Source organism: Streptomyces sp. NPDC051322 (assembly GCF_040689485.1).
GTDB lineage: Bacteria > Actinomycetota > Actinomycetes > Streptomycetales > Streptomycetaceae > Streptomyces.
In genome coordinates this window covers 45,866-72,076 of record NZ_JBFBAK010000018.1, presented here as the reverse complement: position 1 = coordinate 72,076, position 26,211 = coordinate 45,866, and the positions used below count along the sequence as shown (strand labels likewise).

The window sequence follows — 26,211 nt, the reverse complement described above, 5'->3', positions numbered from 1 at the left end:
GCCATACCCGGTCCGGGCGCGCTCTTACCCTCGAGGGGGTCTCGGGAGCGTCACGTAGGTCAGTTGGGGCGGGCACGTGCCTGTCGACTCACGCGAGGTCGATCGGTTTTCCTGCGTCGATCTTTGGGCGTGAGGACGACCGACAGGACCATGCGGGACAGGCGTACGGCGTCATGGGTGATCTCCTTGCCGGGCGGACGGGAGTCCGTTCCGCCGCCGAGGAAGTCACCGGTGTTGAGGTCGCGGTCCACGTGGGGGAAGTTACTGGACGTCATGTGGACGCGTATGCGGTGGCCGGCGAGGAAGACATGGCTCGTCGACCACAGGTCGACGGCGTGCTCGGTGAACTCGCCCGGTGCGGTGACCGGTGCTGATGGTCATCGATTCCTCACTTGCTCATCTGGCCCACGTCAGCACCCTTTCGGGTCCGGGCAGCGCCCGTATCCGGCCGGTTGTCCGGGGGGACCAGGGGAGGTGCTGATCATCTGCTCCGGGTTCCCGTTGCCTTTCGGCTACCGGCGTTCGCTTCTTGGGCCATCCTGTTCCCGCTGGGGAGTTGGGCCTTCCTTGCGGTCGGCTGACCGGCGCCTTTCGGCACCGGACCCCAACGGGGTTTCCACGTTCCGCACGAGTGAGATACGACCGGGGCGGGTGCCCCCTAAACTCCGGGACCGCGATGCTCTCCCGGCTGACCGTCCTTCACCCCGCTGGAACAACCCATCGGCGGGGGTCACGATTACGGAGCATCATCAGGGGTTCACTTGCGTTCACCCGTCCGGTCTTCCCCTTGCCGGTGACTCCCGGATGGAACGAGTGTCCTTGGGCTTCGCCTCCCACCCCGCCGTTACCGGTGACGCATGTCGAAGTGGGGGACGGGCCTTGAGCACTGGCCCGGAGCTACGCTGTCGACATCAAGTCGATCCTCCCGCCAGGTAATTCACTCAATCTCGTGCGACTTCGTGTCGCACCCCAGCGCTCGTGATAGAGCCTGACCAGTGTCCTCCCGACGGCCATTTTCGATCGCATCGCACTCAAGATCGAAAGGACAACAGCTTCTGAAGCAAACGCTCGGCTGGACTGCCCCGATGGCGCCGATCTGTGGACCTGGCTCGTCATCGCTGCCCGCACCCAACTCCGCCTTGCCAGGCCACTGGCCGAGGACCTCCGCCACCCCTGGGAACGACCCGCCGAGCCCCGCCGCCTCACCCCCGCCCGGGTGCGGCGGGGGTTTCGCAACATCCGCCCGACTACCGCGAGGCTGTCGCACGGCTCCTGCCCGGTGAAGGTCAAGAGCGATTCGTTGTTCGGTTCCGAGGTTCAGGACGGCGTCAGAGCCTTGGCTGGTGGGACGGAATTTCTTGTCGTGCGACCGTGAATGTGATCTCGAGATGCCGCGGGATGTGCGGGAGTGGCTGCCGCCCGAGCACCTGTGCTGGAAGGTGCTCGACGTCGTTGAGGTTCTTGACTTATCGCCGTTCGAGAACAGCTACCGTGACGATGGGCGGGGCGGGGCGGGGTGGCCTGGCCTACCCCCCGCGAGCGTGATTGCGTTGCTCCTGTACTGCTATAGCAAGTGAGTGTGTTCTTCCCGTCGCATCGAGCAGGCTTGCTGGGACGACGTGGGCTGCCGCATTGTAACCGCGAACCGCCGAGTGGACCACTCCACCGTCGCGCGGTTCGTACGGTGCCACCGTGCCGCCTTGAACTCGCTGTTCATGCAGGTGTTGTTGCTGTGCGGCCGACGTGACCTGGTCGATCTTTCGGCGGTGGCCGTGGACGGCTCACCGATGGAGGCGAACGCATCACGCGACGCCGACCAGCGACTCCAGCGCCTGGAGGAGACCATCTCCCAGTGCTAGAAAGAGATACACGCGCTGATGGAGGATGTAGTCGACCACGCGCTGAGCATCGAGGCCGATGGCTCGGCGGAACAGGGCGATGACGAGGACGCGTGCGACAACTGGCCTCGTCTGTCCCGGCTGTGCGACCGGCTCACCCGGGCCCGCTTGGCCAGGGACAGACTGCATGAACGGGCTATGCCTTCACCCACCGAGATCCGGATCAAGGTCGAAGCCGCCGAGCGGATGGTGGCCCACGCGGAGAAGCGCCTGGCCACCGAGACCGAGGCTCACCAGGAGAAGCTGAAGAAGCACGAGCTCCGCGTCCAAGAGGACCGGGCGGCAGGACGTCGTGGAGCAAACGGACGGCCGCCGGTCCCGATGGGACATAAGACCGTCCTCGTTCGCCAGCAAACGCGACTGGCGAAGATGCGAGCCTGGCTGGAGCGGGCCCGCACACCACGACCAGCCCCCTCCCCGGAGTCCCGTGCCTGCCTGAGCGACCCCGACTCCCGGCTGATTCCCGGCAAACACGGGTGGCTACCTGCAGGGATACAACATCCAGATCGTGTGCGCCCGCCGTCAATTCGTGCTGGCCATCGAAGCGCACGACAATCCCTCGGACAGAACGGCCCTCCTGCCGATGGTGAAGAAGACCCAGCACAATCACCAGGCCGCACGGCTCCCCGGCGACATCCAACTCTGGCTCGCCGACAGCGGGTACGCTCCCGCCGCGTCCTTCGAGGCCCTCGCTGACTCCCGCTACTGGTCTCGGTCACCAGCGATGCCGACCAGGCAGGTTTCCCAGCGAAACGTCAGCAGGCCCCTGCCGACCAGCAGGAAATGGCGGCCCGCCTCGCCACCCCAACAGAACGGGCCCAGTACCGTCAACGCAGCGCCCTGGTCGAGCCAGGATCCGCCCAGATCTTCCAACGCTTCAGACGACACCTCAACTACCGCGGCCGCCCGGCGGTGGACGCCGAGATCAAGCTCCTCGGCACCATGCACAACCTCAACAAGCTCATCAATCACACGCCCAGGAAGCGCTCTTGACCTTCACCGGGCAGGAGCCGTGCGACAGCCTCCCGCTCGCCCAGCCGCGGCACCGAAACCGTCCAGACCGGGCCCGGGACGGCCTCCCGGCTCGAGGAAGAAGCAGCGGGCCGCACGTCGCGACGTCGGAAAGACGGTCAAACGCGCCGAATCGATCAAGTGTCGGTGTACGGGCTTAGCTCCCAAGTTGCGTACAGACGAACGTCCCCAGGTGTCAGGCTACTTCGGTCTCCCGATCGAGGGCCTTGAGACGGTTCTTCAGGCGGTAGCTGTTCCCGTTGATGGGGACTACTTCGCAGTGGTGGAGAAGGCGGTCGAGGATCGCGGTGGCGAGGACCTCGTCGCCGAAACCTGGCTCCATTCATCTGGGGCTGAAGGCCTTATTCGAGGTGAGGGGGGAGGGGTGCACGATCGGGTGACATCTTGACCTGGCCTACCTCTCAGGTTCCAGTTCTGGCGCACCCCCAGCACACACACGCAGCTGCGTCGCGAGTGGCTGACGGGCCTCATCCGCGAGGTCCACGTCGCGTCCCGAGGCACCTACGGTTACCGCAGGATCCACGCCGAGCTCACCATGGCCATGGACATCAAGGTGTGCGAGCGGACCGTCTCGGTCCTGATGACGCAGGCCGGGATCTACGGACTGTCCGGACCCACCCGGGTTAGACGTCTGCGTGGCGTCGCCACAGCCGAGGACCTGGCCAACCGGAAGTTCCATCGGCTACGGCCCAACGAACTATGGGTCACCGGCATCACCCAGCACCGGACCCGGGAAGGGTGGCTCTACTGTGCCGCGGTACTCGACGCCTACAGCCGCAGGATCGTCGGCTGGTCCATCGACTCCCGTCAGGACTCCACGCTCGTGGTCAACGCCCTCGACATGGCCATCCGCAACCGTCGACCCGAACCCGGCGGCATTGCCCACGCCGACCACGGCACTCAATTCACCTCCTGGGTCTTCGGTGACAAGATCCGTTCTGCCGGCCTGCCCTCCTTCGGCACGGTCGGCGACGGGCTGGACAACGCGATGATGGAGAGCTTCTGGTCCTCCATGCAGATCGAGCTACTCAACCGCAAGCGGTGGAAGCCCAGAGTCGAACTGACCAACGCGATCTTCGAGTACATCGAAATCTTCCACAACCGGCAGAGACGCCACTCAGCACTGGGCTTCCGCACGCCGATCGAGTACGAACTACTCTCCGAGAACGACACCGTCCTCGCCGCCAGTTAGCCACCGAGGCTGAAACCCAAACAGTGGGGCAAGTCAACCTGTCACCCAACGCTGCATCAGAACCTGTCAGAATCAGAACCTGTCAGAACGTTGCTGACATTGCTGCCAGGTGGGTCAGCGCAGGCTGGCAAGTTCGTTGACGTAGCGGGTGGGGGTGCCGAGGAAGAGGTCGGGCCATGCGGGGGACGATGTTGAGCGTGTCGAGACGGTAGGTCCATTCGCCGCCGCTTGAACTGGTAAAGCGATAGTTGATCTGCCAACGAAGCCACTCTCCGCGGGCGAGGCGAACGGCCGGGGGACGCCGCCATCTGCGCGGCATGCCGAATGGCGTCTCGACCAGCTGAACCCGCAGCAGTCCGTCGACTTCCCGCAAGAGCACGCCGGCGTCCGTGCTGGAGTCGGGCATGTTGTCGTGCGTCACAGACCGGGGCTGGAAGTCTTCGGCTTCGCGCATCCGGACCTCGTGCATGAAGGGTGGCGAGTCAGGGGGCAGCGGAAAGGCCGTCGGGGTCGCGTTCCGACGTGCGGCTCCAATCCCGCCGCGGGATTGCTTGGTCCATGACGTGCGGACCCACTGCACCACTGTCTCCACGAGCCTGATCCTGCGGCATGCTGGAAGCCGCCTGCACAGCTGTCGACAACCTGGCCAAGGCGCTGGAGGACGTGTTCCCTGATCACGCGGACACTGTGATCATCCCCAGTTTCCCCCGCCTCGGCGTCCAGCTCGGCGCCCGGGTGCTAGCCGAGATCGGCGACGACTACGCCCGATTCGCTGACGCCCGCGACCTGAAGGCATATGCCAGCTCCTCGCCCATCACCAGGGCTTCTGGCAAGAAGTCGAGCATCACTCGTCGGTGGGTGAAGAACAACCGACTGAACCACGCCGGCTACCGCTGGGCGTTCTCCCTCATCACCGCCTCGCCGGAGCCAAGGCCCACTATCGAATGCGCCGCGGCGCCCACGGAGACTGGCGCGCTGCCGCCCAGAGAAACCTCTCGACCGCGTGCTCGGTCAATTAACCACTGCCTCCAGGACCGCAAGCTATGCGACGAACGAACCGCCTTCCCTATCGAACTCGCTTCCGCCGCTTGATGAGTTAGAACCGTGAGATGTCACACAGGGCAATACAACTATGGCCACACCGCGGGCGGCGTCGGCAGGGCGGGGGGCAGGGACGGGAGGCCGTGCATTTTCTCCGATGTCGGCCCTCCCGTCCCCGCCCGCCGAACCACTCGTACCCCGGCTACGACGCCCGCCCGCCGTCAGGCCGTCTCAGCGACCAGGGTCTCCAGGTAGCGCTGGTAACCCTTTGGACCGCGCTCCTGCCACGCATCGAGGCCCGCCGTGCCGATGATGGCGATGTCGGCAAGGTTGCGCAGCCCTCGCACGTCCTCGGCCGTCCTGATCCCGAACCCGAGTCCGAGGGGCACCGACGTCGCTTCGCGGCACCTCTCCAGAAACGCCGCCACGCCCAGCGAAAGGTCCGTCTTCCTTCCGGTCACGCCCTTCCGCGCGGCGCAGTAGACGAATCCCGACGCCTTGCTGCCGATCTCAGCCAGGCGGGCCGGCGAGTTCGTCGGAGTCATGATGGGGATCGGGGCGAGCCCGAGGCCGCAAGCCGCGTCGTTGAGCTCAGTGGCTTCCTCATGGGGCAGGTCCGGGACGATGAATCCCTTCATGCCTGCCTCGGACAGTCTCGCACAGAAGCGCTCCGCCCCCATGCTGAAAGCGCTGTTGTAATAGCCCATGAAGACGATCTCAAAGCTGAATCGCTCCCCGGCGCGCGCGGCGAAATCGAAGTAGTCCTGCCAACTCGTGCCTGCCCGGATCGCCTCATGGTTCGCCTTCACGAATGACGGGCCGTCGGCGATGGGCTCGCTGAAGGGCATCTGCAGCTCGACCAGGTCCACGCCGGCGCTGTCCATCGCCTCTAGCATCGCCCAGTTGGCGTCGAGGGAGGGGTAGCCGACCACCAGGTGAGTCATGAGCAGCAGTGGCCGCTTCGCCAGCCGCCGACCCAGGTGGTTAGCGAAGTCCGCTTGCCGAGTCACGCTCATCGTCCGTACTCCGCGCTCTTCCGTTGGATGAAGTTCTTCCAGTCGTCGTCGTCGAGCGCGTCGGCGACAGTGAAGATGTCCTTGTCGCCGCGACCGGACTGATTGATGAGGATCACGTCCTCGCTCGACAGGCTCGACGCCTCCCGAAACGCCGCGGCGAATGCGTGAGAGCTCTCCAGCGCCGGGATGATCCCTTCATTCCGGATCGCGAGGCGCAGTGCCTCAACTACCTCGGTGTCGGTCGCCGACTCGAAGCGGGCGCGCCCCTGCTCGTGCAGGTAGGCCAGCATCGGCCCGATGCCGATGTAGTCGAGACCCGCGGCCACCGAATACGTGTCCCCCATGACGCCCTCCTCGTTCTGGAGGAAGACCGTCTTGTAGCCTTGGGCGACACCGGGTCGGCCCTGGCCGCCGGCGATGCGCGAGGCGTGCTGTCCCGTGCCGATCCCCTTGCCGCCCGCTTCCACGCCGATGAGCCCAACCGAAGAGTCGTCAAGGAATCCTGCGAAGATGCCAGACGCGTTTGAGCCGCCTCCCACACACGCGTAGACCCGGTTCGGCAGCCGACCCGTCGCATCGAGCACCTGGCGGCGCGCCTCGTGCCCGATGATCGACTGGAAGTACGTAACCATCTGCGGAAACGGGTGCGGGCCGCATGCAGTCCCCAGGACGTAGTGTGTGTCGTCCATCGACTCTGCCCAGTCCCGCAGGCAAGCGTTGAGCGCGTCCTTCAGCGTCCGTGTCCCTTCGGTGACGGCGACTACCTCGGCACCGAGCTGCTTCATCCAGAAGACGTTTGGGTGCTGGCGGACGATGTCCACCTCGCCCATGTAGATCGTGCACTCCAGCCCTAGCCGCGCCGCCATGGTCGCCGTGGCCACGCCGTGCTGCCCGGCCCCGGTCTCGGCGATCACACGCTTCTTCCCCATGCGCTGCACGAGCAGGCCTTGGCCCATGACATTGTTAGCCTTGTGGGCCCCGGTGTGGTTCAGGTCCTCGCGCTTGACATAGATCCGTGCGCCACCGAACCTCCGCGTAAGGTTGTCGCAGTATGTCACCGGCGTCGGTCGGCCCGCGTATGTCGCCATCATCTCGACATACGACCTCCAGAACTCCGGGTCGCGCCAAGCATTGTCGAAGGCCGCGCGCACCTCCGCGAGGGTCTCATGGAGGACCTCGGGCGTGAACGCCCCACCGAAGTCCCCGTAGTAGCCGTCGGGCCCCGGTGCCCACCTAGAGCCCTCTAGTCGCATGGTCATTCTCTGAGTTCCTCACCTGGCTCGGGTGGCTGGAGTTGCAGACACAAGTGGGCCTTTCTTTACGTGGGGCGAGTTGACGCGCAATCAGGTTGGTGCGCCCAGTAGGCGGAGACCAGCATCACCCGGTCCGGAAAGCGGGCGGTGTGTGGCCGGCCATGGCACGGGAGGTTGACGCCCTCGTTTGCCGAATGCGTGCGGGCTCAGCCCGATCACCGGCCTGTCAAGGACGACTCTGGCGCAGCGATCGCACCAACTGCTACAAGATTGTTTAGCGACCCGTCAGCCGTTACGGAACAGCCCTTTGGGTCGGCGGTATATACCACATCTGAATACCGCCGAGCCGATATCACGCCGCGGTGCGCATGCCGTCGATGATCAATTCCGCGCCGCTCATATAGCTGACTCCGCCCGAGGCGAGGAACAGGACCGCGACTGAGTTCTCGGACGGCTAAGCCCAGCGGCCGAAGGGCGAAGACTCGGGGCAAAGGGCCGCCCGATCCGTGAGGAGAAGGGGGTATCCGTCTCGCCGGTTAAGATCGCGTTGACTTGGATGCAGCGCTCGACCAGCTCAAGCGCGGCCGCCTTGGTCATGCCACACAGAGCCCGCTTCGGCGCGAGGTACGCGAAGGTGTCGCCAAAGCCGATGAGGCCCGGCATTGAACAAATGTTCACATCGATCCTCCACAGGCAGCCTTCATCGACCCCACAACCCGGTATCCCTGTGCAGTCACCATCGGGTCCAAGCATCGATGAATTCGGTGGAAAGTCGTTGTGCATCGTAGCGAGCATCGAAACGGATGGTGTGTGTGGTTCTGGGACACTTTCGAACGCGTCTCGCCTTGTTTTCCCGGTCACGTGATAGTACGCCGGACGACGGGGAGGCCCGTGGCTTTGACTCCGGGTCTCCCCGTCGAGCAAGAGCGCGTCCAGCTAGCGGGCAAAGCGGTAGAGCTTCTTGTTCGCGAACTCGAGCATGCCGACCTTCCCCATCTCGCGGCCATAGCCCGACTTCTTGACGCCACCGAAGGGCACGTCCGGACCGCCGAGGCCACTAGCGTTGACGAACACCATGCCGACGTCGAGCTGGTCGCCGACGCGCTCGGCGCGCTCCAGATCGTCGCAGATGACGACCGAACCGAGGCCGTAGGGCGTGGAGTTGGCGAGCTCGACCGCTTCCTCGTCGCTGGAGACTCGGTAGAGCTGCGCCACCGGGCCGAACAACTCCTCGCTGTAGATATCCATGCTCGGAGTGATGCCGCCGATCACGCTCGGGGTGTAGACGTTGCCCTGCGGCCGGTTGTCACCGACGAGCATTGTTGCGCCCTGCTCGATGGCCCCCTGCACCTGGGCCGTTAGCGTCTTGGTCGCGGAGCCGGACGAGAGCGGCCCGAAGTCGCCGTTGTCGTACGACTGAGCTCCGATCGCGGCGGTGAACTTCGCCGCGAACTCGTCGTAGTGGCGGTCGATGACAACGATGCGCTTGGAGCCGATGCAGCTCTGCCCCGTGTTGTCCATTCGGCCAGCCACCGCATACTTGACCGCGCTGTCGATATCGGCCGTGTCGAGCACCAGGAACACGTCGGACCCGCCGAGCTCGAGTACGCACTTCTTCAGCGCACGACCAGCCTGTTCGGCGACAATCGCACCGGCGCGCTCGGAGCCGGTGAGCGAGACGCCCTGCACGCGCTCGTCGGCGATCATGTCGGCGAGCTGCTGGTGGGACGAGAACACATTGACGTACGCGCCATCGGGGAAGCCGGCGTCGAGGAACAACTGCTGCAGCGCGAGTGCCGACTCCGGACACTGGGCAGCGTGACGCAGGATGACCGTGTTGCCGAGGATCAAATTCGGCACCGCGAATCGCACGACCTGGTAGTACGGGTAGTTCCACGGCATGATGCCGAGGATCACGCCGGTGCCCTGGTAGCGGAAGAAGCTCCGCAGGCCGTCGAGGACCTCGAGCTGCTCATCGGCAAGCCAATGCTCCGCATTGTCGGCGAAGGCGGCACTGATCTTGGCCGCGAACTCGATCTCGCCGATTCCCTGCGGGATCGGCTTGCCCATCTCGCGGTTGATGATCTTCGCGAGTTCGTCTTGGCGCTCGATGAAGAGCTGGGAGAGACGCCGAGCGTAAGTGGCTCGCTCGCGCACCGTGGTGTGGCGGGACCACCCTTGATACGTCCTGTGGGTAGCGGCGAGGGCGGCCTCGATCTCCTCCGGGGTCGCCGTGGGGTATTCGGCGACGGTCTCGCCCGTGGACGGGTCGGTAACGGCGAACGTTCCCATCAGTCTTCCTCCTTGATTTCTTGGGTCGTTCCGGATGCTGTGCCGGAAGAGACGGCTGCCCCACGACGGGACGCCGCGGGGCAGCCGTGGTGTTCTGGGCGCTGGGATCCCGATCAGAACTCGCTGCTGGGAGCGATCGTCGGACCGTAGTAGCGCTGGCGCTCTCGGCCTTCGCGGTGCTGAATGCCGCCTTCCAGGGTCTCGGGTCGCTCCGAAGTCATCGGGGCGCCGACGTCCCAGAAGGCACCGTTGCCCGTGAGGTAACGCCAGGGCTCCACGTGGGCCACCACGACCGCCGGCCGGTCTTGGACGCCGCGGGCCTCCTCGAGTGCCGTCCTGAACTCCTCGATCGTGGTGGTCGACCACGAGACCGCGCCCATGCTGGCCGCATTCGCGGCGATGTCGACGGGCACGACGGCCCCGTCGAGGCGTCCCGTCTCCGCGCTCCGCTCACGCAGCTGAGTACCGAACTCACGGCCCGGGCCGCCCTTGGTGACCTGCAACGGCCAGATGCACTGATGCCCGCTGTTGTCGACGATCACGACGGTGATCTTCCGGTGCTCCTGAACCGCGGTGATGAGCTCGGTCGGCTGCATGTAATACGTGCCGTCACCGATCAGGACGAAGACATCGCCCGGCGCCTCCGGGCGGGCCAACCGATAGCCGAGACCGGCCGGCAACTCGTGACCCATGCAGGAGTTCGCGTACTCGGAGAGGACCTTGGTGCCGTTCGAGGTGTCCCACGCCTTGTGGACGCCGCCGACCACACCACCGGAGCCGAGCACGAGTGCGTCGTCGGCGCCGGTGTGCTTGTTGAGCACGTCGATCACCTGCGCTTGGCTCATTTTCTCGCCGGGGATGTCTTCCAGGTCGTGCCCGAGCACGTCGGCCGTGGCTTGGCGCGCGTCCGCGATCTCGTCACGGTACCCATCGACACTCTGGTATCCAGCCGCGGTCAGCCCCTCATGCAGTGCAGTGAGCGACAACTTCGCGTCTCCGACGACGGGGTACGAGCCCATTTTGTGCGCGTCGAAGGAGCTGACGTTGAAGTGCACCAGCTTCACGTCGGGGTTCTCGAACAGTGAGTGCGACGCAGTGATGAAGTCCTGCAGGCGGGAGCCGACGCTGATCACGCAGTCCGCGCGTCCGGCGATCTTGTTGGCACCGATCGTGCCGTCGACCCCGAGTCCGCCGAGGTTGAGGTGTGAGATCGGGCCCATCCCCTTGCCGGCGTAGGTCTCCGTGACGGGGATTCCGAAGTCAGCGCTGAGCCTCGCGAGCTCGTCGGCCGCACCCGAGTAGCGCACGCCGCCACCGGCGATGAAGACCGGTCGCTGCGCACGACGGATGATCTCGATCGCGTCGCGGATCTCCTCCTGCGCCGCCGGTCGACGACGGATAGGCCAGACTCGCGGGCTGAAGAACTCCTCGGGGAAGTCGTACGCCTCACCTTGGATGTCCTGCGGCAGGCAGACGACGACCGCACCGGTGTCGACCGGGTCGGTCAGAACTCGCATCGCCTCGGGCAGGGTAACCAGCAGCTGAGAGGGCGTAGTAACGCGGTCGAAGTACCGGCTCACCGGGCGAAAGGCATCGTTGGCCGACACGTCACGCTCTACCGGGTGCTCGATCTGCTGGAGCACCGGGTCGCCCTTGCGGTTGTTGATGATGTCGGCGGGGAGCAGCAGGACCGGGAGGCGATTCGTGGTCGCGGTGGCGGCGCCACTGATCATGTTGGTCGAGCCCGGGCCGGCGGACGCGGTGCAGGCCAGCGTCGCGGCGCGATTGGTTGCCTTGGCGTACCCAATGGCCGCGTGCACCATCGACTGCTCATTCTTGCCGGCGAAGTGTGGAAAGTCGACGCCGTACTCGTCGATGCCCTGGGCCACGCCGACCGAGTTGCCGTGACCGAAGATTCCGTACATCCCCGGGATGAGGCGACGGCGCTCGCCATCGAGTTCGCTGTACTGAACCTGCAGGTACTCGACGATCGCCTGCGCGACAGTGCGCCGACGCACACTTTTGTTGGGGGCGCCGACTGAAGTGTCGACGGCAGCGGTGGTAGTCATGCCTTCTCCTAGGTCTGTGATTCAAACGTCGGCGTGATGGTCCGAGGCGTTCGAGAGGCAGCGTTTCACCACGCAAAGGGGCGCGACTGTGCCACATTGACACGACGCCATAGGGCCTCTCGGCCACCTGCCACGACCGATCGACGGCCCTACGCCTCGTCGGTGAGCGGTAATGCCTCGACCGCGCGCCGGAGTTCACACACGCGTCGTGGTAGCTCGATCCGCATCGTCGAGCAGCTCGGATTCCACGCCGGTGCCCGCACCACGGCAGCGACGCCAGCGAGCCGTACCGGAAGAAGCGGTTGATGCACTCGACCTGCTCGGCGGCTCGCGAGGAAGCCCCAAAATCATTGATGATCTGCAGCTCGCCGCACTCGTGCAGGCCGGGATCGGCGAGTTCGCACACGGGCGTACGCAGAACGGTGTTCTCCGCGCCGCCGGACCCCGCCACCATGCGCAGCCCTAGGTGCGGCATGTCGACGAGGCCGGCGATGGTCAGGAAGTCCCGTTCGGGGGATCCTACGTGTCGGATGACGACCGGATCAGTCGAATCGGTAGGGCTCGTGCGGTCCGACCGACGGAAGAGGACGGGGGCGCTCGCAGGTGCTCTCGATCTCGATGTGCCGGCCGAGTTCCGACGACTTCTCGAAGGCCAGAAGCACTTCGAGCACGTGGTAGGCGAAGGCTCCGCCAGTGCGGGGCTGGAGTCCGTTCCGGATCGCGTGGCCGAACTCGGCCAAGCCGATCCCACGGTAGGCGTCGTCACGATGTGTGATGGGCGTCGCCCGCCAGTCGCCGCCACCGGGAGGAGTCATGTCGAGGGCGAGGTCGGCGGGCTCACCGCGACGAAGGATCGGCGCGCCGGAAAAGTGGTCCGGGTTGGGCGCGGCAATCGATCCGCTCGTGCCGTAGATCTCGAGGTGGGGAAGATTGTGGTTCCACACGTCCCAACTCACGATTACCGTGGCGGTCGCACCGGACTCGAAGTCGATCACGCCCGTGACATGGGTCGGGGTCTTGATATCGATGACGCCGTCGTAGCCGCCGTCCACCGTAGGACGGGGGCGGGTCACCGAGGACCTCTGAGCACTGGCCGACACCCGCTTGGCCGGACCGAGGAAGTTCACCAGGTTTGTGATGAGGTACGGGCCGATGTCGAGCATGGGGCCGGCGCCGGGGCTGTAGAAGGGTTCGATGTTCGGGTGCCAGTGCTCGTAGCCGCGGTTTGCGAACGAGCCGAAGACGGCGATGGGCCGGCCGATCCAGCCGTCGTCGATGAGCTTGCGGCTGGTTTGCATGCCCGACCCCAGGAACGTCGTAGGCGCGGACCCGACCTTCACACCCGCGGCTTGGGCGGCGTCGAGGATCTGCTGTGCCTCCTCCAGCGAGGTCGCGAACGGCTTCTCCGACAGCACGTGCTTGCCGGCGGCGATCGCCTGAAGCGCGACAGGAGCGTGCAGATTCGGCGGGGTCAGGTTGAGCACCAGCTCCACCGTAGGTTCGGCGAGCAGCTCGTCGGGGGTGAGCGCCTTCGGCACCGAGTACTCCGCCGCGCGCTTGGCGACTGCCTCGGCGTTGACGTCGGCAAGTGCGACGATCTCGACGTCGGGATGGACGCCGATCTTGTCGAGGTACTGATTGAGCACGTTTCCGACGCCGATGACGCCTACGCGAATGGGATCCATTTCTCTCACTTCGTTTCTGGCTTCCGATGTTCCGGCCGGCTGGCAGTCCCTGCCGAGGCCCGGATAATGGCGGGGAGCGATGTGCTGCGGCCGCCCCCTCATTACCGCAATCGACCCGGTGAGTGACGCCGACGCGCTCCAGACCGGAACACGAGACGGATGACGGGTGCGCAGGGACCTCGCCGCGTCCTTCTAACCGGTCGAGACCCGACCGCGGCGAAGCTTGGCAGTTGCGGCGTCGTCGACGGCACCGTCCGTGATCACGACGCCGTAGACATCGAATGCCGACTCCGGCGTGATGCGGCTCTCACGCAGGTCATTGAGCACTGCATCAGTCTGCCGCTCGAGGGGGTCGCCATAACCGCCGCCCCCAGGCGTGATCGACACGACCTTCTCGCCGCGGAGCATGTCGTACCGGCCGACGACCGGCATCTCCTTACGACTTCCGTCGACGCCTTCGACCCAAGCCTCCGGAACGGCGCCTCCGGCACCGCCGCGAACACCCTTGGGCGGGTTGAACTTGCCTTCAAGCCCGTACGTGATGGTCACGTCATCGTCGCGCGCCTCGATCGTGACACGCGTCGCGAGCCCACCCCGCTGGCGACCCGCGCCGCCCGAGTCGGCGACGAGCACACGCTCGTGAATGAAGATCGGGTAGCGCTGCTCGTCGACCTCGACACTGTCGTGGTACAGCAGGGCGCCGCACACAGGGCGCTGGTAGGTCGGCCAGCCGTCGGCGTACGGTGTCGCCGGACCGCCGACGCCGCCGACCAGGATCTGGTTCACATAGGCGTTGCCGTTGCGCTCATCGATGCCCGAGATCACGGACTTCGCCGGGGCCTGACCGGTCGCTCCTTCGGCGGTTCCATATCCGTCCTCGATCTGCGAGAACGCGGCTTGAACGATGTTGACGACCCGGTCCGCAAGGTTGGTCGTGCCCGACGAGCACGAGTACGGATGCTTTGGCACGCCGACGGCGCAGCCCTCACGTAGTAGCACTTCGAAGCGCCGGAAGGTGCCCGCGTTGCTCGGCAGGGACTCCGGAAGACCGGACAGGATGCCCGCCAGCGCCGCTCCGGTCGCCGTTGCACGCGTGAGGTTGAGTCCGTTCGGCAGGTTGTCGGGGTTGTCACGCAGGTCGATGGTGACCCGGCCGTCGGCCGGCTTGACCGAGATCGTGGCCTGAATGGGAACCCCCTCGGGACCGGTGCCGGGGAAGGGGTCGTGTGACGTCGAGGCGGTGACAGCCCACTCCGGCAGCGTCTCCACTGCGCTCGTCGCGAGGCGCTCCGAGTAGTCGAACCAGGCGTCGACGAACTCGACGAGCGTGTCGGCGCCAAACTTCGCTGCGAGTTCCTGCACGCGACGCTCGGCGATGCGAGAGGCTCCGACCGAGGCGAGGTAGTCGCCGTACCACTGGTCGGGCACGCGGATGCGCGCGCGGCACATGCGGATGATGTCGTCGAGGTCGGTGTAGTCGCGCTGTACCCGCACACAGGGGAAGATCAGCGCGCCCTCCTCGTAGACGTCACGCGCGGTCGCGTAGAACGTCGTCGGGAGCGAGTTGCCGCAGTCGGCTTGGTGGGCCTTGGTGACGGCGGTGAACAGGTGCCGCCCCTCGATGAAAATCGGCACGAGGATGCAGTGGTCGGCCGCGTGGGAGTTGCCCATGTAGGGGTCGTTGTGCAGGAACGCGTCACCCTCGCGGATGTCATCGTGCAGTGCGACCATGTCCTCACCGAGGGGACCAGCACCGAACACGTGGACGGGCACACCCTCGGCCGCGGCGAGCAGCTGGTTGTCGGCAGTCAGCACGGCGCAGGAGAAGTCGCGCGCCGTGTTGATCACCGAGGAGCGTGCGGACCTGAGCAGCCCGCTGGTCATCTCGCGGACGATCCCGTCGAAGGCGTTCGCCAGCACCGAGAGCTTGACCGGGTCGAATTCACGTGACACGTCACGCCTCCTTACGAGTCAGGTAGATGTTGGAGCGGTCGTCGAGCGTCGCGTCCCACTCCGGCGGGACGACAATGGTTGTCGTGGGCTGGTCGATGACGGCCGGGCCGGCGATCTTGCCGCCGGGGCCCAGCGTCACGCCGCGGAAGCGAGTCGTGTCGAAGCTCGCGCCGCCGAAGGTCATCGGATCGGTGCGATGTGACTCGGGCGATCCGCTCCCGGCTACCGCGTCCTTCAACTGCTCCGGCCGAGGCACCTCGACGCGTACGCCCCAGGTGATGATCTCGACGCGGCTTTGAGCATCGTGGGTGCCGTTGCGGCGGTCGTGCTCCGCGTGGAACGCGCGCGCGATGACATCGGCAGCGCCGCCGCGGATGTTCGGCACCTCGTCGAGGTGCACGCGCAGATCCCACGCCTGACCGGGGTAGCGCGCGTCGACGAAGTAGGTGAGCTCGGCTGCGGTTCCGACCCCGTCGAAGCGGGCAGCGAACTCGGCCGCCTTCACCTTGAGCTCCTCGACGGCCCGCGTCGCCGACTCGGCATCGAACGCGTGGGTGTCGTTGTGCAGCGGCGAGAGGAACTCGGTGGCGATGGGTGCACGATGGGCGCCGTAGGCCGCGAGTACCCCCGCGGTCGTTGGGATGAGAACCGTGTCGGCTTCCAGCAGCACTCCGATCGCCGCGGCGACCATGGCTCCGGCGCCGCCTCCTGCCACGATGAGCGCCCCACGCGGATCGACGCCCTGCTCGAGCGAGGCCTGTCGGATCGCCGTCGCCATGTGGTTGACCGAGACATCGAGAATCGCCTGCGCCGCCTGCTCGACGGTCATGCCGAGCGGGCCGGCGATGCGTGATTCGATGGCACGCACGGCGGCGTCGCGGTCGAGGGTGAACCCGCCCTCGAAGCCGCTGGCATCGAGGTAGCCGAGCACCACACACGCGTCGGTGACGGTCGGTTCCTCACCCCCGCGGCCGTACGCCGCGGGGCCGGGGGTGCTGCGGGCACTCTGCGGGCCGACACGAAGCAGTCCGCCGCCGTCGATCCAGGCGATGCTGCCGCCGCCGGCTCCGATGCTCGAGACCGCGACCGACGAAAGACCGGTCAGATGGCCGACGAAGGGTTCGCCGAGCCACGCCTCGCGGGTGTGGCGCACGACTCCGCTTTCGACGAGCGACACATCGAAGGTGGTGCCGCCCATGTCGCAGACGACGACGGTTTCACGATCGGGTGCCGCCGCCGCACCGACGAGCGGGGCCATTGACGGACCAGAGTTCAGCAGCAGCACGGGGCGGTCGAGTACGTCGGCGACGTCAAGCACGGCGCCCTCCGAGGTAACGACCAGCAGGTCGCCGGTAAACCCGTACTTCACCAGGTCGGAGCGCAGATTGCCCAGGTGGTCGGCCATGAGAGGCTTCAGCGAGGCGTCGATGGAGGCAGCCGACGAACGCCGGTACTCGCGGATGGTCGGGTTCGCCTGGTGCGAGAGCGTGTATGGGACGCCCGGGAGAATCTCCTCGATCAGCTCCGCAAGGCGGCCCTCATGAGCATCGTTCATGATCGACCACAGGAACGACACGGCGATCGCCTCGACGCCCTCGTCGACGAGGGTCTTGAGGGCGCTGCGCACTTGCTCCTCATCGAGGGGTACGAGCACCTCGCCCTCGGAGTTGATGCGCTCACGGATCTCATGGGTGAGTCGGCGCGGGATGTACGGGCCGGGGTAGGCGGCCTTCGAGTCGAAGGCATCGCGGCGGCCGCCTTCTCGCAGCAGCAGGGTGTCGGCGAAACCCTCCGTGACCAGCAGCGCGGTCTTGGCAATCTTTCCGGTGAGCACGGCGTTGGTGGCGTGCGTGGTGCCGTAGACGATCACGTCGGCGTCGCGCAGTACTTCGTCGCCACTCCAGCCGACGGACTCGGCCGCACGGCGGACTGCGGCCTCAAAGCCGGTGAACACGCGGTCGTAGGTGGTGAGTGCCTTGCCGACGGCCATGTCACCGCTGTCGGAGCCGAGGACCACGTCTGTGAACGTGCCGCCGGTGTCGACGGCGATGCGGTACCTCGCGTCGCGGCCGGGTGAATTCGTCTGGGCCTCGGTCATCTTTCTTCCATGTCTGTCGAGAACTTGCGAGTGGTGGTCGCCCACGTGGGACGGGCGCGGCATCGCGGCGTCACTGCTAGGCGACCCGGTTGCTGAGAATGCCGACGCGCTCCACGTCGACCTCCACGGTGTCGCCCGGCTTCAGCCAGACCGGTGGAGTGCGCTTCGCTCCGATCCCCTGCGGTGTGCCGGTCGCGATCACGTCGCCCGGCTCGAGCGTGAGGAAACTGGAGAGATACGAGACGATCCGGGCGATCGGGAATATCTGGTGCCGGGTGTTCGAGTGCTGCAGCTCCACACCGTTGACACGGGTTACGAGTTCGAGCGTCTGCGGGTCGCCGATCTCGTCGAGGGTGACGAGGGCGGGGCCCCACGGGGTCGAGCGGTCGACGGTCTTGCCGGCCGTCCACTGAGTCCCGCGATACTGCAGGTCACGAGCCGAGATGTCGTTCAGTGGGGCGAGGCCGGCGACGTAGTCGAGGGCCTCGCCCTCCGATACGTGGTGCGCCGCGCGTCCGATGACTACGGCAACTTCGCCCTCGAAATCGAGGTTCGCGCTGACATCGGCGCCCTGGATCTCGTCCTCGGGGCCGACAAGGGTCGACGCGAACTTCACGAACACGTCGGGGTACTCCGGCATCGCGCGACCCGTCTCGTTGACGTGGTCCTTGTAGTTCAGTCCGACGCAGAGCGCCTTCGCCGGATCAGGAACGGGAGCGGTCAGGTGGACGTCGGAACGAGAGCCGACTCGCGTACGCGGATTCTCCTCGATCAGCCCCGCCACGCCGGTCGAGAATGACTTGAGCTCAGGGCCGTGCACGTTCAGGAAGTCCCGGACGGACGAGGCCGGCGTCGTGTAGGCCGCCTTCAACAGGCGCTCCAGGTCGAACACTGTGTCGTCGAGGAGCACGCCGCCTCGGACGCGGCCCTCGTGGAGGTATGAGACAATTCGCATTGCTGCTGCCCTCTCAGTCCTGTGTACGCGCGGCAACGGCGAGCACAGCGTCCGCGAGGCGGTCTGCGATATCGTCGACGACGGCTTGGTCCATCGGGGTCGACAGCGAGAGCAGGTTGGCCGGTGAGCCGAGCAGGCCCCGGTTGTACGACTCCCACCACAGACGGTGCTGTGTGCCTTCGTCGACCTTCTCTGAGCCCGCAGGAACGGCTCGGAGCAGCGAGCCACGCCCCCGCACCTCCCAGCCGGCGTCCGCCACGCGGGCCATGACCGACTCGCGCGCGGTGTCTCCGAGCTTGTTCAGCCGCTGCACCTCGGACTCGCTGTACAGGCGCAGCGCCGCAGCGCCGGCCGCCATGCTGACCGGGTTGCCGGAAAACGTGCCGCCGTGTGGCAGGCTTCCGGGCCGCGTCGGGTCCACCTCGGACATGAGCGCACCGCGGCCGACGACCGCGCCGACCGCGAAGCCGCCGCCGATCGTCTTCCCCGTCGTCAGCAGGTCGGGCGAGACACCGTACTCGCCGCTCAGACCGTGCGGGCTGAGCCGCAGGCTGATGACCTCGTCGATGATCAGGACGATTCCGTAGCGGGTCGCGAGTTCCCGTGCCGTGGTGACGAACTCGTCGGAGATGTGCAACAGCCCTGCGCGGTTCGGCAGGAGGTCGAGGATGATCGCCGCGTAGGCGTCGGGCGCTGCCTCTATCGAACGGCGGAGGAACTCGGCGTCGTTGAGCGGAACGGGAGTGACGTCGTCGATCACCCCCTGGGGTACGCCGCGGGTATAGGTCGGGCCGCCGGGGACGAGGGCGATGTCCGACGTGCCGTGGTAACCGCCCTTGGTCACGATCACGCGCTCACGGCCAGTGCTGGCGCGGGCGATCCGGATGGCGGACATGACGGCCTCGGTGCCGGAGTTGGTGAACCGCACCTGATCGAGCTCGGTCAGCCGCGAGAGCAGCGAGTCGGCCAGCTCCCACTCGTAGAGGTTGGGGATCCCCCAGCTCGCCCCGGCCGACAGGGCCTTGGTCGCTGCCTCCGTGATGTCCGGGTGGGCGTTGCCGTGGATGAGCGAGGTGAAGTTGTTGTTCGCGTCGATCAGTTCGCGGCCGCGGTCGTCCCAGACGCGGTAGCCCTCGCCGCGAACGGCGTAGGGGCTGGGCGCGCCGGTGTAATAGGTGGATCGACCGTAGCCGCCCGGCAGAAGCGGATAGCCGCGCGGACCCCGGCGCAGGTGCGGATCCTCCGCGGGGGCGCTGCCTGAGACACGGTTTTTCTGGATATTTGTCGCCACGTCAGTCTTCTCCACTTATCAGTTCACGAGGTCGATCAGGGGCCGCCCGGTGAGCGCGAGCCGCGCCCGCTCCACCGCGCCGTCCTGCAGCGCTCCGGTCGAGCGGTTGGAACGCCAGGCGATGTGCGGGGTGAGGATCGTGTGTGGCGCGGATCGCAGCGCGTTCTCCGCGGCGACCGGCTCCTGCGAGAACGTGTCAATGCCGGCGCCCGCGATATGCCCCGACTTCAGGGCCGCCGCGAGCGCCTCCTCGTCGATCAGTCCCCCGCGCGACACGTTCACGATCACGGTTCCTTTGCGCATCCGTGCGAGCACGTCTTCATCGACCAGGTGCCGCGTGTCGTCGTTCAGGGGGAGGTGCAGCGAGACGATGTCGGAGTTCTCGAGCACGCTTCCCAGGCTGCCGAGCTCTACAGGTCCGTCGGCGATGAAGGGGTCGTAGCCTCGCACTCGCGCACCGACCGCCGAGTACATCCGCGCCACATGCTGACCGATGCGCCCCAGGCCGACGACGCCGACCTCAAGTTGAGAGAGCACGGGGGTGTCATAGCCGATGACCCCGGCCCAGCCGAAGTCGCGGATGGCAGCGTCGCCGGTCGGAAGCCGGCGCGCGAGCGCGACGCCCATCGCGAAGGCGTGCGAAGCCACCTCTTCCGAGGCGGTGCCCGGGACGATGGCGACCGGGATCCCGGCCTTCGTGGCAGCGCCGACGTCGATGTTGTCGTAGCCCATGCCGTAGCGGATCACCGCGCGGCACTTCTTCATTATCGGGAACTCCTCGGCGGTGAGCCGCGCGTAGGGCGTGACCATCACGATCTCGGCGTCCGGCAGTCCCGCGCGGAACGCGTCCACGTCAGCCGCCGCGACGAGTTCGTAGTCGAGCTCATCGGCGAGTGCATGCTCGCGATTCAGATCCGGGAAGTGGTGAGGGGCCACCAGGATGGTCCCCGGCTCATCGCCGTTCATATCGTGTCGTCCTGTTCACGTCGTGTTCTCGTCGTCGCCGGAGTGCGGCCTATGCCCGTTTCCCAAGCCCTGATCAAGGCCGGTTCCGGGGCACTGACTCAACTAAAACCCGGTGCGAGCAGGGCCATCCGTGCCAGATCGACACACTCGACAGACCTCCTTCGGACACGACGAACGGCCCGGACCCAAGCGGGTCCGGGCCGTTCGTCGGCTGGTCAGAGGTCGAAGCCTCGGCTGCGGAAGTAGTCCATGCGTCGGTAGAAGGTGGAACGCCCGATCTCAAGGATCTCGGCGGCAAGTCGTCGGTTGCCCTTCGCTTCACGCAGGGCACTGCGGATCTCGGCCAGCTCCGCGTCTTCGAGACGCGACAACCGCCCCTTGTTCAGCACGCGGTGGAAGCTCTCGGGCAGATCGTCATCGGAGACTTCGATGCCTCGGGACCGCTCGATCGCATCTGAGACGATCTGGCGCAGCTGGGCGATGTTGCCCGGCCAATCGGCGTTGGTGAGGGTGGCAACGAGCCTTCGCGAGAGCCGACGATCTCCGACCTCACTCGCGATCGCCTGGGCCAGCAGTGGGATGTCCTCGCGCCGTCTGCGCAGCGGGGCGAGCGAGATCTCGAGCGCCCCGCCGGCGTCGGCGATGGCGCGGCTCGCATCTGTGACGCTCGCGGCTGTGAAGATCACGGTGTGGCGCATGCCGCCTCGCAGATGAGCGGCCACGTCGCCGGCCTCCGCGGGTGAGAGCTCGTCGGCGTGAGCGATGAAGAGGACCAGATCGGACTCCGTGTCCGCATGCTCGCGCGCCTGATCGATCCGGGCACGGGCGTCGGTACGGCGCGCGTCAATCTGGATCACATTGCCGTGGACGGCGGCGATCGCCTCGGCAAGCCGCGTCTTTCCGCTACCCGGCTCACCGATGATGGCCACGGACCGGCGCTGCTCGACCACGGTCCTGGCCGAGTCGACGGCCCGCTGCAACGCGATGCTCTGTCCGTCGAGGCGCTCGAGCAGCTGATCAGCAGACGATGAGGTGTCGTGCCGCGAGACCGTCGGCGCGTCGAGCGTCCGGCCCCGGCGAGCAAGGGGGCGGACCACGGCGACAGCGCCGAAGCCCGAGGTGGACAGGTCCACCGGCAAGACCTCGATGCTCGCCGGCCCGAAGCCCACCAGCATCACTTCCACGCTTATACCGAGTCCCGAGGACATCACACTCTTGGCATAGCCGGTGACGACGGAAAAATCGGGTCCCTCCAGGGACGCCGTCGCGACGGAGTTCATGAACGAGTGCTTGCCGTCGGTCGCCACGACCGCGGCCTTCCCCCGCCGGCGCGAGATGGTGAGGTACTCCCGCAGAAGCGTGCGCTCTCGCGGCGACATGTGCGTCTCGATTTCACGCTCGATCCGCGACGTGACCCCTTCGAGCATCAGGAGCGTGGACGACGGGTCGAGTCCCTGCACCCGGGCGGCGGGCAGCGTCAGCCCGACCACCGCTCGCACTCGGTTGTGGAACGGGTCGCGGATGAGCGAGGCGAAACACCAGTTGCGGCGCATATCCTCGCGGAAGTGCTCCTCGGGCGACAGCCAGACGGCACGCCCCTCTTCCAGCGCGACGCCTTCGCCGTTGCTGCCGCAGCTCGCCTCCAACAGCGAGTATCCCGGCGCGAAGTCGATATCCTCCCTCAGGAAGGGCGGCTTGACCAGCGCGCCATTCGGCGAGCTCAGGCTCACGTGGCCACCGATGTCCTGGGCGACCTCGTCCAGCTTCCGCAGGTGCGGCTCAGCGATGAGCATGGTGCGCTCGTCGACACGTCCCTCATCCATGTAGCCGCGATCGGCCTGCGAGTCGACGCCCGCAGCGCGACTGCGCCGCCACGAGCGGGCGACCACCGGACGGAGATCCGAGAGATCGTCGGTGGCGCGGCTCAGGAACTGTTCTCGGATCTTAGCCATACGGTGGGGCGCCGACGAAACGCTCGACGGGCGCGAAGCGAGTGACACCATGGGGACCTCCTCGTCGGCTGTGAGTGCGGGGCATGATTGTAACTGTCTGTATTGGGCCTGTGACCGTGCTGGTCAGAGCGATCTAGTTCGGGGCAGCCATCGATGAGGGGGAGGTACTGAAGCTCCTGGAGGCCGAGCGTAGGGCCGTGCTGGAGTGATCCCGAGGCTGGATCGCGATGCCGCCCCTTCCGATCCCCGCGAGTACCTCTGCAAGGTAGGGCGATCGTATTGTTGGCGTTTCCGGCAGCTTACGCTGCCGCTCAGCCATCGTCGAGGGCGATGCGGGGGCTCTTTGCTGTGGAGCCCGCCGGTCGAGCGGGGTCCAGGACCGAAGCGAGATGGCTGCTGCCGCGTAGCGCGTCGATCTGGCTCACCTGCATTGCGCAGCTGAAGCCGTCAGTAAGCACCGGTGCGTCGACCGAGGCATCCATGGCCCGCCGGATCGAATGCTCGGCCACCTGCATTGACACCTCGAAGTGCTCGGCCTCGAAGCCGAAGTTTCCGGCGACACCACAGCAGGAGGAGGACACCGCGACGTCCAGGACGCCCCAGCGCTGCAGTACGCGACGCTGGGCGTCCGAGCCGAAGACCGCGTGCTCATGGCAGTGCGTCTGCAGGACCGCGCGCTCCGGGGGCGGCGCGCTCGGCCTCCATCCGCCTGCGAGCGCCTCGTCCACTGCGGTGGCGAAGGACCGCGCGCGAGCGGCGACCCGCTGAGCCGCGGCGCCGCCGACGAGCTTCGGGCCCTCGTCTCTGATCGTGGCAGCGCAACTCGGCTCAAGTACGACGATCGGCCGGTCAGTCCCGTCGTCGAAGCGGTTGATCAAGCGCCGGAGCCGGCGTCGCGCGCCATCGCGCTGGCCGGTAGAGATCCAGGGCAGTCCGCAACAGGCGTCAGCAGTGCAGCCGACCGTCCCTCCGGCGTCACCGAGCACGCGAGCTGCGGCAGAAATCACTTCGGGGCGGAACGCCCGGGTGAAACTGTCGGCGAAAACAAGGACGTCTGCATCGTCGGAGAAACGCGCCTCACGGACGTGGCGCCGTCTCGCACGTGCTGAGATGAACGCTGGCAGACGCCGTCGTGCGCTTACCCCGAGACGCTCGCCGATGGAGCGTGCGATCGGGTTGTTCGCCCCGATGTTGGCGAGGGGCGCGATCCGGGTGAGGAGCGGGAGCCACCTCGGCAGCCACCCGATGGAGTAGTGGGTGAAGGGGCGCAGCCTGCCGCGATAGTGCTCGTTCACGAGCTCCGATTTGGCTTCGGCGATGTCGACACCAGTGGGGCAGTCGCTCGAGCACGCCTTGCACGAAAGACAGAGGTCGAGGGCTTCCCGCACCTCTGGGCTCGACCAGCCGCTCAGGTTGCTGTCCTTAGTGCGCGTCAGCTCCTGCAGCACGCGCGCGCGTCCCCGGGTCGAGTCCTTCTCGTCCTTCGTCGCCCGGTAGCTCGGGCACATGAAACCACCCGCGGTCGCACGGCACCGCCCCACGCCGATGCACGCGTGCGTGTTCCCTGCGAACGGACCGGACGAATTCCTGGCACCGCCCTGAGCGGGGATCGAGAGCCCGAGCAGCACCTTGCTGCTCCGGGCGGCTGCTCCCCCAGCGCCCCTCCCAGGCTCGGGAAGTCCGTCGAGCGCCAGAGACACTGCAAACGGCTCCGGGTCGACGATGATGCCAGGATTCAGCAGCCCGGCGGGGTCCCAGCTGTGCTTGAACTCCCGGAAGAGCGCGATCATCTCGGGCGAGTACATGACCTCGAGCAACTCGCTGCGCGCCCGGCCGTCGCCGTGCTCCCCGGAGAGCGAGCCGCCGTGCCTCACGACGAGTGCGGCCGCCTCGCGGGTGAAGTCTTGGAAGTCCTGGCGGCCCGTCTCGCTGCGCAGGTCGTAGTCGAGTCGCATGTGCACACATCCGGCACCGAAGTGGCCGTACATGAAAGCGGTGTAGCCGTACTTGCGCACCATAGGAAGCAGCTCGGCGAGATACTCGGCAAGCCGCTCGGGCGCGACTGCTGAGTCCTCCCAGCCGGGCCAGGTCTGAACCCCGTCGATGCGACGCGACGACAGGCCGGCGCCGTCTTCGCGCACCTTCCACAGCTTCGCCCGCTCGTCGGCGTCGGTCAGGATCCTGTGGTCGAGCACTCGCCCATCGGCGCGCAGAATGTCGAGCAGCCGCCCGCAGTCCGCCGATGCGCGCTCGATCGTGTCGGCCGAGAACTCGACCATCAGATAGGCGCTGCCGCGCGGCAGGGAGTCGACGCTCGCCACGCCTCGCCGGTGGCGCACGATGTCCACGATCGACAGGTCGAGTCCTTCGAGCGCCGTCGGCCTCGCCGCGAGGATGGGCATCACGTCCCGAGCCGACTCGACGGTGTCCTCATACCCCAGGCACAGCAATGCGGTCGTTCCGGGCTTCGGGACCAGGGCGACCCGTGCGCGCACGATGATCGCGCAGGTCCCCTCGCTGCCGGCGAGTGCGCGTGCCACGTTGAAGTCGTTCTCCGGCAGCAGCTCGCCCAGGTGGTATCCGGAGACCTGGCGCGGGATCCTCTGCAACTCCGTCCGGATCGGCGCCAGGTGCTTCCGCGCGAGCGAGCGCAGCGCTGCATCGAGCTCAGCGGCGCGTACGGCCGACTCGTGGTCTCGTGCCTCCACGGCGCGGAGTCCTTCGCGCCCGGCGCGAAGGTACGCTCCATCAGCGGTGACGAGCTCTATCTCCTGCAGATGATGTGTCATGCGCCCGTACGCCACGGAGTGATTTCCGCACGCGTCGTTACCGATGGATCCCCCGATCGTCGCGCGCGAGACAGACGACGGATCCGGCGCGAAGGTCAGTTCTTCTGCCGACTGCCTTTCGACCGCACTGCGCAGCTCTCCGAGCACTACCCCTGCGTCGACCCAGACAGTCCGCGAGTCGATGTCCACCTCGTCCATCGCTGTCATCCACCGCGAGAGGTCGATGACCAGGCCCTCGCCGACGGCGTTGCCCGCCATTGACGTGCCGCCGCCGCGGGTGGCGATAGGCACTTGGTGCTCGGTGCAGAGCCGCACAATCTCGCGGACGTCGTCGACGCGCCTCGGGAACGCCACCGCTGCGGGCTGGACTCGGTAATTCGATGCGTCGTAGGAGTACTCCCATCGGCGCCGGGTGGAGTCGTCAATGTCGATCTCTCGATCCCGAAGCTCGCGAATCAACTGCTTCATGTCGGCAGCGACGCCAACGGCTCTCGACATCAGATGTACTCCATTCGGTTCGGCCACCGAAAGCGTATGGACGCGCGCTGACGCAGGAATGTCCCAATTCGACACGCTCAAGGCCGATGACGATCCCGATCGGCGCGAAGGACAACGTGGAGCGGTACTCCACCTGCTCATCCTGGGGAACTGTGTGGCAACGATGCCCCTGGATTCGGCTGGCATCTCGGCCGGCTCGCCCAGGATAGTCAGGCGCTCGCTCGACTGTGT

General features: G+C 66.6%; 16 protein-coding genes and 6 pseudogenes. 6 read left to right on the top strand and 16 right to left on the bottom strand.

All coding sequences use genetic code 11. The features are described from left to right. Window positions 1-59: 59 nt before the first annotated feature. Window positions 60-344 (bottom strand): annotated as a pseudogene (locus AB0436_RS29365) (CocE/NonD family hydrolase C-terminal non-catalytic domain-containing protein); the annotation flags it as partial. A gap of 708 nt (window positions 345-1,052) precedes the next feature. Between AB0436_RS29365 and AB0436_RS29360 the strand changes: the two are divergent. From AB0436_RS29360 to AB0436_RS29345, 4 genes and pseudogenes are all read left to right on the top strand, one after another. Next, window positions 1,053-1,246 (top strand): annotated as a pseudogene (locus tag AB0436_RS29360) (transposase); the annotation flags it as partial. A 454-nt stretch (window positions 1,247-1,700) separates the two neighbouring features. Beyond that, window positions 1,701-1,859 carry a hypothetical protein gene (locus AB0436_RS29355; RefSeq protein ID WP_366470973.1) on the top strand — a complete coding sequence of 53 codons (159 nt, stop codon included), beginning with the start codon at window positions 1,701-1,703 and terminating at the stop codon, window positions 1,857-1,859. An 822-nt stretch (window positions 1,860-2,681) separates the two neighbouring features. Continuing rightward, on the top strand, window positions 2,682-2,891 hold the full coding sequence (locus AB0436_RS29350; protein ID WP_366470972.1) for a transposase: 210 nt from the start codon (window positions 2,682-2,684) through the stop codon (window positions 2,889-2,891). A gap of 19 nt (window positions 2,892-2,910) precedes the next feature. Then, window positions 2,911-3,051, top strand: a pseudogene (locus AB0436_RS29345) (transposase); the annotation flags it as partial. A 54-nt stretch (window positions 3,052-3,105) separates the two neighbouring features. Here the strand turns inward: AB0436_RS29345 and AB0436_RS29340 are convergent. Further along, window positions 3,106-3,240, bottom strand: a pseudogene (locus AB0436_RS29340) (ATP-binding protein); the annotation flags it as partial. 96 nt (window positions 3,241-3,336) lie between these two features. On the opposite strand from AB0436_RS29340, the pseudogene AB0436_RS29335 reads away from it, so the two are divergent. Beyond that, a pseudogene (locus AB0436_RS29335) lies at window positions 3,337-4,122 on the top strand (IS3 family transposase); the annotation flags it as partial. An 82-nt stretch (window positions 4,123-4,204) separates the two neighbouring features. Here the strand turns inward: AB0436_RS29335 and AB0436_RS29330 are convergent. Then, on the bottom strand, window positions 4,205-4,576 hold the full coding sequence (locus AB0436_RS29330) for a hypothetical protein (protein WP_366470971.1): 372 nt from the start codon (window positions 4,574-4,576) through the stop codon (window positions 4,205-4,207). 158 nt (window positions 4,577-4,734) lie between these two features. Here AB0436_RS29330 and AB0436_RS29325 point away from each other — a divergent pair. Continuing rightward, a pseudogene (locus tag AB0436_RS29325) lies at window positions 4,735-5,214 on the top strand (transposase); the annotation flags it as partial. 170 nt (window positions 5,215-5,384) lie between these two features. On the opposite strand, the gene trpA reads toward AB0436_RS29325, so the two are convergent. The 13 genes from trpA to AB0436_RS29260 all read right to left on the bottom strand — a co-directional run bounded on the left by trpA (window position 5,385) and on the right by AB0436_RS29260 (window position 26,055). After that, entirely contained in the window at window positions 5,385-6,107 is a 723-nt protein-coding gene (gene trpA, locus AB0436_RS29320; RefSeq protein ID WP_366470970.1) for a tryptophan synthase subunit alpha, read from the bottom strand. A 68-nt stretch (window positions 6,108-6,175) separates the two neighbouring features. Continuing rightward, complete coding sequence (gene trpB / locus AB0436_RS29315; protein ID WP_366470969.1) at window positions 6,176-7,438, bottom strand: tryptophan synthase subunit beta; 1,263 nt, start codon at window positions 7,436-7,438, stop codon at window positions 6,176-6,178. 390 nt (window positions 7,439-7,828) lie between these two features. Next, window positions 7,829-8,185, bottom strand: a complete 357-nt coding sequence (locus AB0436_RS29310; RefSeq protein WP_366470987.1) for an SDR family NAD(P)-dependent oxidoreductase — start codon at window positions 8,183-8,185, stop codon at window positions 7,829-7,831. Between the two features lie 183 nt (window positions 8,186-8,368). Beyond that, a complete protein-coding gene (locus tag AB0436_RS29305; RefSeq protein ID WP_366470968.1) occupies window positions 8,369-9,724 on the bottom strand; it encodes an NAD-dependent succinate-semialdehyde dehydrogenase in 1,356 nt (451 codons plus the stop codon). A gap of 113 nt (window positions 9,725-9,837) precedes the next feature. After that, a complete protein-coding gene (gene iolD, locus AB0436_RS29300; protein WP_366470967.1) occupies window positions 9,838-11,793 on the bottom strand; it encodes a 3D-(3,5/4)-trihydroxycyclohexane-1,2-dione acylhydrolase (decyclizing) in 1,956 nt (651 codons plus the stop codon). Between the two features lie 542 nt (window positions 11,794-12,335). Further along, window positions 12,336-13,478, bottom strand: a complete 1,143-nt coding sequence (locus AB0436_RS29295) for a Gfo/Idh/MocA family oxidoreductase (RefSeq protein ID WP_366470966.1) — start codon at window positions 13,476-13,478, stop codon at window positions 12,336-12,338. A gap of 192 nt (window positions 13,479-13,670) precedes the next feature. Then, window positions 13,671-15,431 carry a hydantoinase B/oxoprolinase family protein gene (locus AB0436_RS29290; protein ID WP_366470965.1) on the bottom strand — a complete coding sequence of 587 codons (1,761 nt, stop codon included), beginning with the start codon at window positions 15,429-15,431 and terminating at the stop codon, window positions 13,671-13,673. 1 nt (window position 15,432) lies between these two features. Continuing rightward, window positions 15,433-17,529, bottom strand: coding sequence for a hydantoinase/oxoprolinase family protein (locus tag AB0436_RS29285; RefSeq protein ID WP_366470964.1), 2,097 nt, complete (start codon window positions 17,527-17,529; stop codon window positions 15,433-15,435). 76 nt (window positions 17,530-17,605) lie between these two features. Then, window positions 17,606-18,484 carry a fumarylacetoacetate hydrolase family protein gene (locus tag AB0436_RS29280; protein WP_366470963.1) on the bottom strand — a complete coding sequence of 293 codons (879 nt, stop codon included), beginning with the start codon at window positions 18,482-18,484 and terminating at the stop codon, window positions 17,606-17,608. 13 nt (window positions 18,485-18,497) lie between these two features. After that, the gene (locus tag AB0436_RS29275) at window positions 18,498-19,775 is read right to left on the bottom strand and encodes an aminotransferase class III-fold pyridoxal phosphate-dependent enzyme (protein ID WP_366470962.1); all 1,278 of its coding nucleotides are present in this window, start codon (window positions 19,773-19,775) and stop codon (window positions 18,498-18,500) included. 18 nt (window positions 19,776-19,793) lie between these two features. Beyond that, window positions 19,794-20,741, bottom strand: a complete 948-nt coding sequence (locus tag AB0436_RS29270; RefSeq protein WP_366470961.1) for a C-terminal binding protein — start codon at window positions 20,739-20,741, stop codon at window positions 19,794-19,796. A gap of 215 nt (window positions 20,742-20,956) precedes the next feature. Beyond that, window positions 20,957-22,744: a helix-turn-helix domain-containing protein gene (locus tag AB0436_RS29265; protein WP_366470960.1), complete on the bottom strand. Its 1,788-nt coding sequence runs from the start codon at window positions 22,742-22,744 to the stop codon at window positions 20,957-20,959. Window positions 22,745-23,004: 260 nt separating this feature from the next. Further along, window positions 23,005-26,055, bottom strand: a complete 3,051-nt coding sequence (locus tag AB0436_RS29260) for an FAD-binding and (Fe-S)-binding domain-containing protein (RefSeq protein ID WP_366470986.1) — start codon at window positions 26,053-26,055, stop codon at window positions 23,005-23,007. Window positions 26,056-26,211: the final 156 nt, after the last annotated feature.